The following is a 13,698-nucleotide window of genomic DNA, read 5'->3' on the forward strand; positions in this document are numbered from 1 at the left end:
AATGATGCCGAACGGGACACCGAGGCGCTCCGAAGCCATTTCACCCACGAGCTGGCCGGCGCGGGTGACCTTGAAGGCCGCCTTCTTGACCTCTTCGGCGACCTCGTTGAGGGTGGCGCCCTCAAGGGAGCCGAGCGCGCGATCGACCACGCCCGGGCCCGATACACCTACGGAAACGACGCAGTCCGGTTCCTCAATGCCGTGGAAGGCACCGGCCATGAAGGGGTTATCGCCCACGGAGTTGGAGAAGATCACGAGCTTGGCGCAGCCGATGGCGCTGCGCTCCTTGGTGAGCTCGGCAGCTTCCTTGATGATGCGTCCCATCTGTGCCGCAGCATTCATGTTGATGCCGGCGCGGGAGGAAGCGATATTCACCGAGGAGCAGACCAGGTTTGTCTCTGCCAGGGCTTCCGGGATGGAACGGATAAGCGCCTTTTCGGCGGTCGTTGCGCCCTTTTCGACGAGCGCGGAGTAGCCACCGACGAAGTCAACACCGGTCGCTGCGGCAGCGCGATCCAGCGCGCGGGCAACGTCCACGGGGTTTCCTTCGATACCGGCCACGATGAGCGCGATGGGGGTGACAGAGATGCGCTTGTTGACAATCGGGATGCCGAGCTCGGCCTCGATTCCCTCGCACACCTCAACCAGGTGTGCGGCGCGGGATGTCACGAGGTCGTACACGGCCTCGGCGGTGGCTTCCATAGTGGAGCGGGTGCAGCCGAGCAGCGAAATGCCCATAGTGACGGTGCGGATATCGAGACGGTACTTCTCGATCATCTCGATGGTGTCGAGAATGCTGGCGGTATTGAAGCGGTTAAGCATGACTGGTTATCGTCCCTAAATCTCGTTCATTGCGGTGAACAGCGCTTCCGACTGCACGCGAATGGATTGCTTGATGGACTCACCGACGGTGTTCATCCGCTCCTGGAGCTGCTGGATGCTGACCTCGTTCTCATCGAATTCGACGCGCAAGATCATGGTGAAGTACTCAGACATGAGCGTCTGGGAGACGTCAACGATATTGACGTTAAGTTCTGCGAGGGCGGTGGACACGGCGGAGATAATGCCGGTGTTATCGACACCGGTAACAGTCATGATGGCGATCATGACTAGATTGTAGCCTGTACGTTTTTCCAGCTGTCCTGGGGTCCTGCAGAGAGATCAGACAGCGCGTACGGTGGCGCTCATGACTGATACGACAACAACTGCACGCAAGAAGGTTCTGTACATCGGCGGCCATGGCAAGGTTGGGCTTTTGGCGGCGCCTAAGCTTGTCGACGCTAACCTCACCGTCCATTCCCTTATCCGTAACCCCGACCAGGTTGCCGATATAGAAGCCCTCGGCGCCACCGCAGTGGTGCGCGATCTCACCGAGCTTTCTGTCGAGGACTGGGCAGAGCTTTTGGCTGACTATGACGTCGTCGTGTGGGGTGCCGGAAACGGTGGCCGCGCTGGCGCTGACGTAACCTGGGCGGTGGACCGCGATGCCGCACTTGCCTCGATCGCAGGACTAGAGAAGCTTGCAGCCGAGCGTAAAAACACTCCCGCCTACATCATGATTTCCTACATGGGTGCTACGGAGAACACGACCGATCCTGCGGACGAGAAGTGGTATGCCTACGTGGAGTCGAAGAAGGCGGTGGACAACAAGCTCAACTCAACCGATTTGAATTACCTTATCCTTGGCCCGGCAGCCCTGACGGAGGAGCTTTCGCGCGGTATCACCGTGCTAGCTAAGGACGCAGAGCGCACCGGTAAGCTGACGACCTCCCGAGAGCTTGTCGCTGAGGTTATCACCGAGGTTGCCGGCCGCGATAGCTTCCCGGCCTCGCCTCTGGAATTCATCGATGGTGAAGGCAGCGTTAAGGACATCTAGGATGCAGGAGACGCCGCGGTGTTAAGGCCAGCACTTACTTGCTCGCGGGTCAGACCGTTGTGCAAGCTCGCCTGGCGAAAAGGTTTAGTAGCGAGGTGGGCGGCGATGTACCACCCCGTGGTGTGCTCGAAGGTAGCTTGGCTTTGGAAGCGCACCACGGCAATACCTTGCTCGCGGAAGGCCCGGGGAGACGTGTGGGATTCAAACTCGTCGCTGATGATTTCTTGAACCGTGCCGTCGGGAAGGAAGAGGCGCACCTTGGCTTTGTAGTAGTACTCGGTGGGATCGGCATGCGGCACGTGCCGACCGGTCTGCCAGATCTCGCTGAGCAGAGCGGGATAGTACTCAATCCAGCCTTTTTCTGAGGCGGTGCCCAGCCGGCGTGCGCCCCACGTTGAACTGCGAATGGACCGAATCTGTCTCCCTGCCGCTACCACGAGCACGAGGACAAAGACTGCGACGGCCAATCCCTGCCACCCCGAGCTGATGGACGTATCTTCGCCGATAATGGCTGATATCGCGATAGCGAGTAGCACTACCGCCACGATGAGCTTGGTCCGCAGGTTCTTCCATCCAGATGTGGATCCACCCGGCAGTGGCCCAGCTGCGGCAATGGCGCGACCGACGGCAGCTGTTGTAGGAGAAGGGTTTGGCGAAGATACTTCCCTTAAGCTACGAGGAATGAGCCTTTCGGAGTATTCATGATCCGGAAAGTCGAAGGGGGCTATCGCTTGCTGAGACATTGTGGTGGGCTCCTGAAGAAGGTAGGGCGTCACGATGGCACGCTGTTGAGCGTTAACCTTTTACCCAGTTCTGCTCAGCAAAAGACAGCGCCGCCTCGATGTTCTTCTTGCGCAGACCATGCTGGAGTTCTAGTTGCGGTTTGTCCGAGTCGGCGCGGTATCCCACCACACTCCAGCCGTTATTGTGGTTGAAGTCAACGGTGGCGACGAGGGGACCGTCGGCGAGCAGCCGGCCGCGAAGCTTCAGCCAATTCGGGTTCGGAGCGATGAACTCCGCAGTCATGCCCTTTGTCAACGAGCCGTCTGGCTGCAAGATGAGTATCGGGGCGGTGTAATAGTAGTCGGTGTTGTCGTTGTAGTCGACGCGGCGCTTGTAGACGAGCTCCCCGATTAACGCAGGACGGTACTCAACCCACCCATTCGCCCAGGCGGTCCGCAACCTAGTTCTCCTTCCCCAGCGACCCCGCACGAGCATGACTCCGACAAAGATGAATACCAGTGCGGCAAGCCCGTTGATAATGCTGGCTATTGGTATCCCGCCGTTCGTTCCGTCTGCGCCCGGAAATAGGACAAAGAGGAATAGCACATGGAACACTGTGAAGAATAGGGACATGACACCCATGGAGATGAAGATGAATCCAAAGATGATCGCGCCGAGATTCGTATGGCCGATCGGTCGCCCGACACTATTGATAGCTTCGCGTATACCGCTGCGGTCCACGTTAGGGTTCGGCTGCTGATCGTGCTCCTTTAATTCCTTAGGCGCGAGGGAGCCGGCACTGGCTGCATCAAATTTCAGCGGTGACCGAGGCAATTGAAGAGAAGATTGCGTCATGAATCACAGTGTAAAGGGGTTAGAGCCGCCTTTCTCGTCGGTTCAACACCCAATGGGGAGTAGGACCCGTGTTGGGCGGCGGGCCAACCAATCGAACAGCGGCTTAGCGCACCCAATGCTGTTCGGCGAATTGGAGAACGGCATCAACTTGGCGGCCGGTGAGTCCATTGGAGAGTTCCGCCTCCGAGCTCGTTCCGTCGGTGCGGTAAGCAGCGACGGTCCAGCCATTATTGTTCGCAGTATCCACGGTAGCGATCCGGGAGCCCTCTGCCAGTGCAGCGCCACGTGATCTCAACGAGTTCGGGTTGTTTGCGCGGAACTCTCCGGACATGGCCTTCGCCATTGTTCCGTCTGGTTGAAGGATCATGAGCGGCGCGGAGTAATAGAAATAGGTCCGTTCACGATCGTCGGGACCTTCGGTTTTGCTGCGCAGGTAAACCAACTCACCGATGAGAGCGGGACGGTATTCTACCCAGCCATTGCGCCACGCGGTGCGCAAACGCCGAGCTTGACCGATCTCCTTGAGGATGTTCCACAGGCTCACAGCGAGAAAGGTCGCGCTGAGGAAACACAAAATGATAGGGATTAACGAAAATATGCCGATGTCAGAGAAGCTGAATCGCGGAGGACCAAAATCACCAGCGAAGAAAGAGATCGACATCTTGCACATAAATAGTCCAACTAGACCTATGATGACCCAGACTGCCAGGTCGCTGAGCTTCAGGCGCCCAGGCTGGGGCCCAGCCTCCTCGATGACCTCGCGGATCCCTGAATTATCCATTCGGGGGTTCGGCTGAGCATCGTGGGCACGCTGTTCTTTCGGGGCAAGCCGGGGTGTGGCGTTCAGACTAATTCCACACTGCGTCCGCGGAAGCTGTAGGGGAGTATGGTCCATGCGCCACAGTGTAGCGTCAACCACACTCCGGCACTGAGTGTTAAGCGCTTAGTGATCGGCGTGTGGGCCACGAATCGATTGCTCTACTAAGGACAACACCTGTTCTAGATTCTTCGTGTCCCCGAGGGCCAGGCGGTTGATAAAACCGTCCATGAAGGTCTCCAGATAAGTTACGAGGGTATCGATGGAGACGTCGTCGCGCAGCCGGCCCTTCTCAGCGTTTGATTCCAAGCGCGCGCGAACCGCCTTATCCAAAACCTGCTGCTCTTCATGCCACCGAGCAGCGAAGGAGGGATCGGTGCGCAACATCGAGGTCACCGCGAGTCTGGTGGCGAGCCAATCGTGGCGCTCTGGGTGACGCAACATCTCGCTCATTACCTCAACGAGACCGTTGTTTGCTACAACCTCGGCTTCGCGGGCCGCGTCTTCCCGGGCCAGGGCCAAAAAGAGAGACTCTTTATCGCCGAAGTGGTGAAAGATAGCCCCGCGCGATTTGCCCGTGGCTTCTTCGAGGCGTCGAACCGTGGCACCTTCATAGCCGTGCTCAGCGAAGCATCTACGTGCACCGACCAGAATGTCATGGCGGCGGCGGTTCAGTTCGGAGTCGCTCATAATCGGCATGGTTGGGGAAAGCTCCTTAAAGCACGGCTGGGGGTAGACAGGTGACAGAAGTATGAGGGGATGAGGGGGAGAGAAGCAGAAAGGCCAGCCAGCACTCGATGTTGCTAGCTGGCCTATCCGCCTAACTATGCAGGCCGCACCGTATCCGGGGAACCTGCATGGTGGGCAAGGGTGGTTTAGGCCTTGACCATCTGGCGCAGAACGAACTGCAGGATGCCGCCGTGGCGGTAGTAGTCGGCCTCACCAGGCGTGTCGATGCGAACCTTGGCATCAAACTCAACGGTCTCGCCGGATTCCTTGGTGGCGGTTACGTGAACCGACTTCGGAATGCCTCCCTCGTTGAGAGCCTCAATACCTTCGATGTCAAAGGTTTCGGTGCCGTCCAAGCCGAGGGACTCGTGGGACTCGCCCTCCGGGAACTGCAGCGGAATAACGCCCATACCAATGAGGTTCGAGCGGTGGATGCGCTCGAAGGACTCAGTGATGACAGCCTTCACGCCAAGTAGGTTGGTGCCCTTAGCAGCCCAGTCACGGGAGGAACCGGTGCCGTACTCCTTACCTGCCAGGACAACCAGCGGGATATCGGCTGCCTTGTAGCTCTCGCAGGCGTCGAAGATGAAGGCCTGCGGTGCGCCCTCCTGGGTGAAGTCGCGGGTGTAGCCACCGGCGACGTCGACCAGCTGGTTCTGGAGGCGGATGTTAGCGAACGTACCGCGCATCATGACCTCGTGGTTACCACGACGGGAACCCAGGGAGTTGTAGTCCTGGCGCTCCACACCGTTGGCATCGAGGTACTGAGCGGCCGGGGTACCCGGCTTAATGGAGGAGGCCGGGGAGATGTGGTCGGTGGTCACGGAGTCACCGAGCTTTGCAAGGACGCGAGCGCCCTTGATGTCCTGAACGGGCTCCGGCTCAGTCGGCATGCCATCGAAGTACGGTGCCTTGCGGATGTAGGTGGAGTCTTCGTTCCACTTGAAAGTCTCACCCTCCGGGACATCCAGGCTGCGCCATGCGTCGTCGCCCTTGAACACGTCGGCGTAGTCAGCCTCGTAGAGCTCGCGGGAGATGGCCTGCTGGATGGTGTCCTCGATCTCCTGCGGAGAAGGCCAGATGTCCTTGAGGAAGACATCGTTGCCATCCTGATCCTGGCCCAGCGGCTGGGTCTCGAAATCGAAGTCCATGGTGCCCGCAATAGCGTAGGCAATGACCATGATGGGGGAAGCCAAGTAGTTCATCTTGACGTCCGGGGAAATACGGCCCTCGAAGTTACGGTTACCGGAAAGCACCGCGGTAGCAGCCAGATCATGCTCGTTGATGGCGTTGGAGATCTCCTCCGGCAGCGGGCCGGAGTTACCGATACAGGTGGTGCAGCCGAAGCCGGAGAGGTAGAAGCCCAGGGCCTCTAGATCCTTCCAGAGGTCTGCGCGCTGGAAGTAACCATCCACAACCTGGGAACCCGGAGCACAAATGGTCTTAACCCACGGCTTGGACTTCAGGCCCTTTTCAGCAGCCTTACGTGCGATAAGACCAGCGCCGACCATAACGGACGGGTTGGAGGGGTTGGTGCAGGAGGTGATGGAAGCGATGGCAACCATACCGTGGTCCAGCGTGTACTCACCGCCGTTCGGGGAGGTGACGGTCACCGGGTTGGACTGGCGGCCGGAGCCGCCCTTGGCAGCGGACTCACCCTCGCCTGCGCGGGATTTGTTCAGGCCACCGGTCACGTCAACGAGGGAGTTCTCGTCGCCGCCCTCGGCGGTCATGCGCTTGGCCTCAACGGTGGACTCGTCGGCAACAACCTCGCCGGAAGCGTAGGTCGGCAGATCCTTACGGAACTGCTCCTTGGCCTCGGAGAGGAGGATGCGGTCCTGCGGGCGCTTCGGGCCAGCGATGGACGGCTTCACGGTGGACAGGTCCAGCTCGAGGTACTCGGAGTACTCTGCCTCCGGAGCATCCTGCTCCAGCCACATACCCTGTGCCTTGGCGTATGCCTCGACGCGGTCGATCTGCTCCTGTGGGCGACCGGTGAGCTCGAGGTACTTGATGGTCTCCTCGTCGATCGGGAAGATCGCAGCGGTGGAGCCGAACTCGGGGGACATGTTACCGATGGTGGCGCGGTTGGCCAGCGGCACAGCCTTCACGCCGTTGCCGTAGAACTCAACGAACTTCTGAACCACGCCGTGCTGACGCAGCATCTCGGTGATGGTCAGAACCACGTCGGTAGCGGTCACGCCGGTCGGAATCTCGCCGGTGAGCTTGAAGCCCACAACGCGCGGGATCAGCATGGACACCGGCTGGCCCAGCATCGCTGCCTCTGCCTCGATGCCGCCAACGCCCCAGCCCAGGATGCCCAGGCCGTTCTCCATGGTGGTGTGGGAGTCGGTACCAATGCAGGTATCCGGGTATGCGAGACCGTCGTTGTCGAAGACCACGCGGGAGAGGTACTCAATGTTGACCTGGTGGACAATACCGGTTCCCGGGGGGACAACGCGGAAGTTGGAGAAGTTCTCAGCACCCCAGCGCAGGAACTGGTAGCGCTCCTGGTTGCGCTCGTACTCGATCTCCACGTTCTTCTCGAGGGCTTCAGTAGAGCCGAAGGCTTCGACGATGACGGAGTGGTCAATAACCATCTCGGCCGGGTTGAGCGGGTTCACCTGGTCCGGCTTGCCACCGAGTGCGGTGATAGCCTCACGCATGGTTGCGAGGTCCACCACGCAAGGGACGCCAGTGAAGTCCTGCATGAGAACGCGGGCCGGGGTGAACTGAATCTCAGTATCCGGCTCAGCGGACGGATCCCAATTGGCCAAAGCGTTGATGTGATCCTTGGTTACGTTCTTACCGTCCTCGTAGCGCAGCTGGTTCTCAGCCAGAACCTTGAGGGAGTACGGAAGCTTCTCCAGGCCCTCGACTGCGTTGATGTCAAAGTAGTCATAAGACTTACCGTTGACCTCAAGAGTCTTCTTGGCGCCGAAGGAGTTCAGGCTTTCAGTCATAAGGAGCTCCATTCCTTGCTTTTCGCTTGTGGGTTATCGAACACTTGTCGAGGGTTCGTCGAACTATCCGACTAGCACTGACCTTTCAGGAGGCCAAGCGTGTCGACGATCTTTGAACACGCATGTTCTCTAATACATTGTAGATGTAAGAACCCTCGGTCGACACCACTATAACAGTACGCGCGTTCTGTTTCATCCATTTCGGGGGTAGCGGCGCGTCGCGAAGCTTGCCCGGGTCCGGCGGTTTAGGCTCGACCACGAATCTGGGGAACCGAAGCGCTACAAGATAACGAGGAGTGGCAAATGATCCCGGCGGACGTAAATGTAGACGATATTGCCGCACAGCTGTCAGCCGACGGCGTTGCCTTCTCTAATCCGGAGCTGGCGCTTGACGACGACCTCCAGGCCCACATCTCAGCCTCATTACAACCCGGACACGGTATCGCAGTGGTTGACGTCTTCCCGGAGAAGATTCCGGATCTCCGCGACTTAGCGACAACCCTCCAGCGACAGACAGGGCTAGACACTGTCATCTTGCAGGCGCCCATGAAGGTCTCCGCGGTGAGCAATTCTTATGACCGCGCAACCTTGGAGGCGGCCGAAGATGCGTTGCCAACCGGTCTCGATCAGGTCACGCTGCTCAATGATTTCTATGCCACCGCTGACCATTTTTCGGCACCATGGGGAATCATTCTGGGGCTCCTTTTCTGCCTCGCTTCGGCCGTCGGATGGATAGCCTTCCGCGCGTCTGCTCGGCACAATTTGATCGCCGAAAAATAGGCGGAATAACTACGGCGCGCACTTCGCTACTCGTTGGGGCTTGACGGCAGGGGGGAGGGGGGAAGTGGCAAAAGTCAACCACTATCCCTTTACTTTCGAAGCGGGGGAGTGGTTGGCGTCGCGCGCCGAACGGCAAGGTATCCGTTATTGCGGGGCTTGCCAGGCCGTGAAATTTCACCGAGGGTCAAATGGCCCGCTAGAGCATCGTGCCCCAGTCCGCCATGAAGGACGGATGTAGCAATCTGGGGCAATCACGAGAGCGGTCGGTGAGACAAGCCTCAAGGCGTGACGCCACACATGCGGTGACAGGCCGACTTGGAAACGGACCTTGGGAGTGGGTGTTACCCAATAGTGATGAACATCACAATCACACCTTGGTAACAAAGTCATTGCAGGTTAGGTGCTCCCGTCATGCCCTGTGGCCGCACGTGGCTGATGTGAAAGTTGAGGAAAGTGTGCGAGATGGCGTGTCGGTGACGTATGGTTCACGTATCGACTCACGGGTTGACTACTGCTCCATACGTTCATGGACCAAGCCTTGACTCTCAATTGATTTGTCGCACGGGTATGTGGGGAAGCACGCCACGAGCGAAGGGAACAGTTGGGGTTCACCGCCTGGTGGATGAATGTCGTGTCGCTGGTGACGCGAGTAGCAGAACAGTTTGCTCGAGGCAGTCGGTACCAGTGTTCAACTTTTAAAAATCGAAACACCTACCTTCCGAGTGGAAGAGGCTTCACACACTTCATTGTGCGCGTCTTTGGAGCGGGCAAGAAGCGGCCGTATGCTCTTCCGGTTTCCGGTTGGGTGCCAGCCATGGAGGCGGGCACTTGTGCCATGTGGGCGCGAGTTGCTACTTTCACGAGCGCGGCGTCCAGCGAGGAGGAACCGTGAGAGACGTGGCCCTCAGCCAGAGGTGTGCCCCTTCGTCGTCGGATCGCGGCTAGTCCTAGGCGTACTCGCTATCGAGCGAGGGACGCCCTGCAACTGGAAGATTGGGGCGGCGGTCTGATGAGACGTTGGTGCATACACAGCGCCCGCGCAGTACCTTTAGTGTCTCCGTTGTTGGCAGGACACAGTGCCCTTTAGGGGCACGAACGCAGGAATACTCCTGCCTGCGCCAGGACGTACATGCCTCGTTCGACCACTCTTGTTCGCGTATCCATCTCCGCTTCATCAGCCTCGAAGGCGTAACTCTAGGAAGCGCACGGCTTTCCTTAGGCACGCATGCAACTTTTCAGCTTCGAAGTGGTGGGGGAGGCGACGCACCCCGCAGTACCTACTCGCTATTGGCGAAGAAACATCCTCAAGTCCCGGCGGCGTTTTCTGCTGCCACATCCGCCTTCGCCCAGCCATGAGGAAATACTGTAGGGATGCCCAACTACATGGGTAGGTGTCTAGGAGATAACTCTCGTGGCCACCACATCATCCTTCGGCTTCCGGCGCTTCAAAGCAGCCTTCGCTGCTATTGCGACCACTGCAGCCTTATCTACTGCCTCCTCGCTCACTCCTGCAGTGGCGGCGGAACCTGAGCAGCTCAACATTGACTCCCTGCTATCCTCCGATAATCCGTCCATCGCTGACCTCGCCGGCGCTATCGCGCAGATCGAGGAACGTATCGCTCAAGCTGAAGCGGCCATCGGTATCCAACGCGAATCTGTGAACCGGGCGCTCGTCGATCTCAACGACGCTCGGACCAAGGCGGCCCAGGCACGCCAGGGGACCACGACGGCGCGCGAGCAACTCGACGCCGCGCAGGCGGATGTCGCGGATGCGCAAGCAAAGTTGGACGAGGTCTCACGTTCGGCCTACCGCCGCGCCAATACCTCCGACACCGTTGCTCATGCAGCAGGTAAAGACGCCCGCTCGGATATGCTCGAGCGCCAGTCCTATCTACGATCGCAATCCGATAAGCAACAGGCGGTGTTGCGTGACTTGGAAAAGCAGCGGACGGAAAAGGCCAATAAGGAATCTCAGCTTCGCAAGACCCAGCAGCTTGCTGAGGAGCGCGCGGACCGGGCCGCTGATGCCGAGACCGCAGCACGCGATCAGCTCACCGCCTCCGAAGCCTCCATCAAGGATTCGGCGTCCGAACGCGATGATCTTCTCTCACAACTCTCCGCTCTCCATAAGGCCCTCAATCAGGCTAAGGGGCTTGACGGCGATGAAGAGTCAACCCCTGAGACTAGTCTGGAGGTCAATGATGGGCCGTTGACTTCGGAGGTGCAGAGCGATACGCAGGACATTACCGAGACCGCTGACGACGCCGACGAGCCCACGGTAGCCCCGTCCGAGCCCGCCAGCACAACGACTGCCGCCGAGTCCACGACCGACGCACCGGCTGGCCCTTCGGCCTCTGAAGCCAAGACTCCTACGCTCCAAGCGCAGCGGTCGACCCCTACGGTCTCTGCGGAGGAAATGAAGGAACTTTCAAGCGCTGCAGACGCGGTTGCTTCGGATCCAAACGTGCAGGAGCTGTCTTCTACTCGCGCAACGGGCTCTGAGAAGAAGGAGACGGGGCTGCCCCGAGGCGGCAGCTCTTTTGATCCGGGTGACATCGATCCTGAGACGGTTGCCCTCGGCATCGGCGTAGTTGGAACCGTCGCCTCGATGGTGGCGGCGTCCCAGCCTAACCACAACAACAGCTTGACCCAGGACGAGATCGACGCACTGGTGCAGGGCTCTTTGAAGCTCTTTGCCCTTCAGGGCGAAGGGGAGAGCACGGGATCTACGGCGGCGGGATCCACCGAGACGTCGACAAGTGATTCGGCATCCACGACCACGTCCACTGAGGACGAGGATTCTCTTGCCTCCGATCTGTCCGGCGTCCTAGAAGAGCTTGATACCACCGACAGCGTGACCAAGGAGGCATCGGCAACGCTGGGCGACGCCTCCCGCGAAGCAAAGATCGAGACCGTGATTGAGCGTGCCACCTCCCAGGTCGGTGTTCCGTATGCGTGGGGCGGCGGTGACGCAAATGGCCCTACCAAGGGCATCCGTGATGGAGGCGTTGCAGACTCCCACGGTGACTACAACAAGGTTGGTTTCGACTGCTCGGGTCTGGTTCTGTATGCCTTCGCCGGCGTGGGTATTTCCTTACCGCACTACACCGGTTACCAGTACCAGAAGGGAACGAAGATTTCCCCGAGCGAAATGGAGCGCGGCGACCTTATCTTCTATGGCCCTAGCGGCAGCCAGCACGTGGCGATCTATCTTGGTGATGGCACCATGGTTGAAGCCCCACAATCAGGTCAAAACGTGAGTATCACCCCCGTACGCCAAGGCGGCATGGCCCCCTATGCCGTGCGCCTGATCTAGGAGGGTGCGTTGCTAGACTGGGCTGCATGACTGACACACTGCGTACTGCCCAGGGCAACGCCCACAGCACCGATTCGGTGCCCTCCTCATTTGACGCCCTCCTCGTTCTTTCTTTCGGTGGCCCGGAAGGAACCGAGGAGGTCGTTCCGTTTTTGGAGAACGTTACCCGCGGCCGTGGCATCCCTCGTGAGCGCCTCGAAGAGGTGGGGGAGCACTACTTCCATTTCGGCGGCATAAGCCCTCTCAATGCATTGAATCGAGAGATCATCGCTAATATCTCTGCGGAGCTTTCGAGCCGCGGACATAATCTGCCTGTCTATTTTGGTAACCGCAATTGGTATCCCTTTGGCACTGAAGCCGTTGAACAGATGGCAGCAGATGGAGTGCGCAGCGTCGCCGTGTTTGCCACCTCGGCCTGGGGTGGTTACAGTGCCTGCCGGCAATACAACGAAGATATCGTTGCCCTGCGTCGGCACATCGAGGAGAAGAATCTTCCAGACATAACCTTCACCAAGCTGCGCCAGTTCTTCGATCACCCGAAGTTCGTAGAGGAGATGGCTGCCGCAGTCCGAGAAGCCTACGCGGAGGTCCCGGCCGACAAGCTGGCTAGCACTCGCATGCTCTTCACCGCGCACTCAGTGCCCACGGCACACGATGCGGTTGGGGGTGCCGAAGGGGATAAGCATATTTACTCCCGCCAGGTGGCGGAGGCCTCTCGCCTCGTCGCCGAGGCCGCCGGTGTGAAGGACTATGACCTCGTGTGGCAATCCCGCTCTGGTAACCCGGCCACACCGTGGCTGGAACCGGACATCGTAGACCACACCACACGGATCCACGAAGAGGAAGGCATCGACGGCGTCGTCGTCTGTCCCATCGGATTCATCTCTGATCACATGGAGGTGATTTGGGATCTCGATTCCGAGCTCAAGCAGGCCGCCGATGCGATGGGCGTCAGTGTCTACCGCACCCGCACCGCCGGGCCGTCTGAGCGCTTTGCGTCGCTGATCGTGGATCTGATCGAGGAACTAGAGCAGGGCAGTGTGCCCGCGTCCCTCGGCGAGGTCACAGTGCAGGGGTGCACGGTCAACGGCGAGCCCTGCGCCGATGGTTGCTGCGATATTTGGTCGCTGCGCAAGCCTCACTAGCGTGCGAATTCGCTTAACGCGTAGGCCACTCCCGCCATGCGCGCTTGGCGGATGTGGCGCCACAGGCGCAGAAGCTGCGGATCGAGGCTGTGGTCTTGGACTCGATCAGTCACCGTCTCGATAATGGCAGCAACCCGGTCAGCCCGAGCAAAGAGCTTTGCCGCACGCCCCGGCACCGCTGAGGGCAAGCCCGGGGTGTCGTAGAAGTCGCTCAGCGTACCTACGGTCAGCCGCGGGTTGGGGAGAGCATCGCTGCGATACCCCGTTGCTTCGATGAGAGAGGCCGATTCATTCGTTGCAGTGCTCAGCAGCGCATCCGCTTCTCCTGGGCTCAGCCACGCGGGCGAGGGCAACGGGTCCGTTTCCTCAATCACCGTCCACCGCGTCACACCTGCGATGTAGGTGGGGATAAGCACTAAATTCCTATCAGGATCGTTGGTGCGCACAACGATGGCGCCGGCCGGGTTTTCGACCGCAGCTTGAGCGGACTCGGA

General features: G+C 59.4%; 11 protein-coding genes and 1 pseudogene. 4 read left to right on the forward strand and 8 right to left on the reverse strand.

Going from position 1 to position 13,698, the window contains the following annotated elements; translation table 11 throughout:
• Positions 1–822, reverse strand: an 822-nt coding sequence (locus HMPREF3009_RS08215) for a DUF711 family protein (RefSeq protein ID WP_118783638.1), incomplete at its 3' end; no start/stop codon positions are given.
• Positions 823–837: 15 nt separating this feature from the next.
• Positions 838–1,107 (reverse strand): ACT domain-containing protein, encoded by a 270-nt coding sequence (locus HMPREF3009_RS08220; protein ID WP_010186707.1) that lies wholly within the window; start codon positions 1,105–1,107, stop codon positions 838–840.
• A gap of 79 nt (positions 1,108–1,186) precedes the next feature.
• Between HMPREF3009_RS08220 and HMPREF3009_RS08225 the strand changes: the two genes are divergently transcribed.
• Positions 1,187–1,876, forward strand: a complete 690-nt coding sequence (locus HMPREF3009_RS08225) for an SDR family oxidoreductase (protein ID WP_070681260.1) — start codon at positions 1,187–1,189, stop codon at positions 1,874–1,876.
• Here the strand turns inward: HMPREF3009_RS08225 and HMPREF3009_RS08230 are convergent.
• From HMPREF3009_RS08230 to acnA, 5 genes are all read right to left on the reverse strand, one after another.
• Positions 1,873–2,619, reverse strand: a complete 747-nt coding sequence (locus tag HMPREF3009_RS08230) for a hypothetical protein (RefSeq protein WP_070681262.1) — start codon at positions 2,617–2,619, stop codon at positions 1,873–1,875. The genes HMPREF3009_RS08225 and HMPREF3009_RS08230 overlap by 4 nt on opposite strands.
• A gap of 52 nt (positions 2,620–2,671) precedes the next feature.
• Positions 2,672–3,454, reverse strand: coding sequence for a hypothetical protein (locus tag HMPREF3009_RS08235; RefSeq protein ID WP_070681264.1), 783 nt, complete (start codon positions 3,452–3,454; stop codon positions 2,672–2,674).
• A 103-nt stretch (positions 3,455–3,557) separates the two neighbouring features.
• Positions 3,558–4,115 carry a hypothetical protein gene (locus HMPREF3009_RS08240; RefSeq protein WP_232761027.1) on the reverse strand — a complete coding sequence of 186 codons (558 nt, stop codon included), beginning with the start codon at positions 4,113–4,115 and terminating at the stop codon, positions 3,558–3,560.
• A gap of 282 nt (positions 4,116–4,397) precedes the next feature.
• Positions 4,398–4,970, reverse strand: coding sequence for a TetR/AcrR family transcriptional regulator (locus HMPREF3009_RS08245; protein WP_049157671.1), 573 nt, complete (start codon positions 4,968–4,970; stop codon positions 4,398–4,400).
• 176 nt (positions 4,971–5,146) lie between these two features.
• Positions 5,147–7,963: an aconitate hydratase AcnA gene (acnA, locus tag HMPREF3009_RS08250; RefSeq protein ID WP_232761029.1), complete on the reverse strand. Its 2,817-nt coding sequence runs from the start codon at positions 7,961–7,963 to the stop codon at positions 5,147–5,149.
• 303 nt (positions 7,964–8,266) lie between these two features.
• On the opposite strand from acnA, the gene HMPREF3009_RS08255 reads away from it, so the two are divergent.
• The 3 genes from HMPREF3009_RS08255 (at position 8,267) to HMPREF3009_RS08265 (ending at position 13,204) form a co-directional block, all read left to right on the forward strand.
• Positions 8,267–8,743 carry an Rv1476 family membrane protein gene (locus HMPREF3009_RS08255; RefSeq protein ID WP_070511802.1) on the forward strand — a complete coding sequence of 159 codons (477 nt, stop codon included), beginning with the start codon at positions 8,267–8,269 and terminating at the stop codon, positions 8,741–8,743.
• 1,411 nt (positions 8,744–10,154) lie between these two features.
• Positions 10,155–12,059 (forward strand): DIP1281 family NlpC/P60 protein, encoded by a 1,905-nt coding sequence (locus tag HMPREF3009_RS08260; protein ID WP_070681273.1) that lies wholly within the window; start codon positions 10,155–10,157, stop codon positions 12,057–12,059.
• Positions 12,060–12,085: 26 nt separating this feature from the next.
• Complete coding sequence (locus tag HMPREF3009_RS08265; RefSeq protein ID WP_070681276.1) at positions 12,086–13,204, forward strand: ferrochelatase; 1,119 nt, start codon at positions 12,086–12,088, stop codon at positions 13,202–13,204.
• Here HMPREF3009_RS08265 and HMPREF3009_RS08270 read toward each other — a convergent pair.
• Positions 13,201–13,698 (reverse strand): annotated as a pseudogene (locus tag HMPREF3009_RS08270) (hypothetical protein); the annotation flags it as partial. The gene HMPREF3009_RS08265 and the pseudogene HMPREF3009_RS08270 overlap by 4 nt on opposite strands.

It is taken from the genome of Corynebacterium sp. HMSC034H07 (assembly GCF_001815175.1).
GTDB classification, from domain to species: domain Bacteria; phylum Actinomycetota; class Actinomycetes; order Mycobacteriales; family Mycobacteriaceae; genus Corynebacterium; species Corynebacterium hiratae.

Bases quoted from the DNA above. Each gene is read 5' to 3' on its own strand.
- HMPREF3009_RS08220 (WP_010186707.1), bottom strand. From the start codon at position 1,107: ATGATCGCCATCATGACTGTTACCGGTGTCGATAACACCGGCATTATC.
- HMPREF3009_RS08225 (WP_070681260.1), top strand. From the start codon at position 1,187: ATGACTGATACGACAACAACTGCACGCAAGAAGGTTCTGTACATCGGC.
- HMPREF3009_RS08230 (WP_070681262.1), bottom strand. From the start codon at position 2,619: ATGTCTCAGCAAGCGATAGCCCCCTTCGACTTTCCGGATCATGAATAC.
- HMPREF3009_RS08235 (WP_070681264.1), bottom strand. From the start codon at position 3,454: ATGACGCAATCTTCTCTTCAATTGCCTCGGTCACCGCTGAAATTTGAT.
- HMPREF3009_RS08240 (WP_232761027.1), bottom strand. From the start codon at position 4,115: ATGTCGATCTCTTTCTTCGCTGGTGATTTTGGTCCTCCGCGATTCAGC.
- HMPREF3009_RS08245 (WP_049157671.1), bottom strand. From the start codon at position 4,970: ATGCCGATTATGAGCGACTCCGAACTGAACCGCCGCCGCCATGACATT.
- acnA (WP_232761029.1), bottom strand. From the start codon at position 7,963: ATGACTGAAAGCCTGAACTCCTTCGGCGCCAAGAAGACTCTTGAGGTC.
- HMPREF3009_RS08255 (WP_070511802.1), top strand. From the start codon at position 8,267: ATGATCCCGGCGGACGTAAATGTAGACGATATTGCCGCACAGCTGTCA.
- HMPREF3009_RS08265 (WP_070681276.1), top strand. From the start codon at position 12,086: ATGACTGACACACTGCGTACTGCCCAGGGCAACGCCCACAGCACCGAT.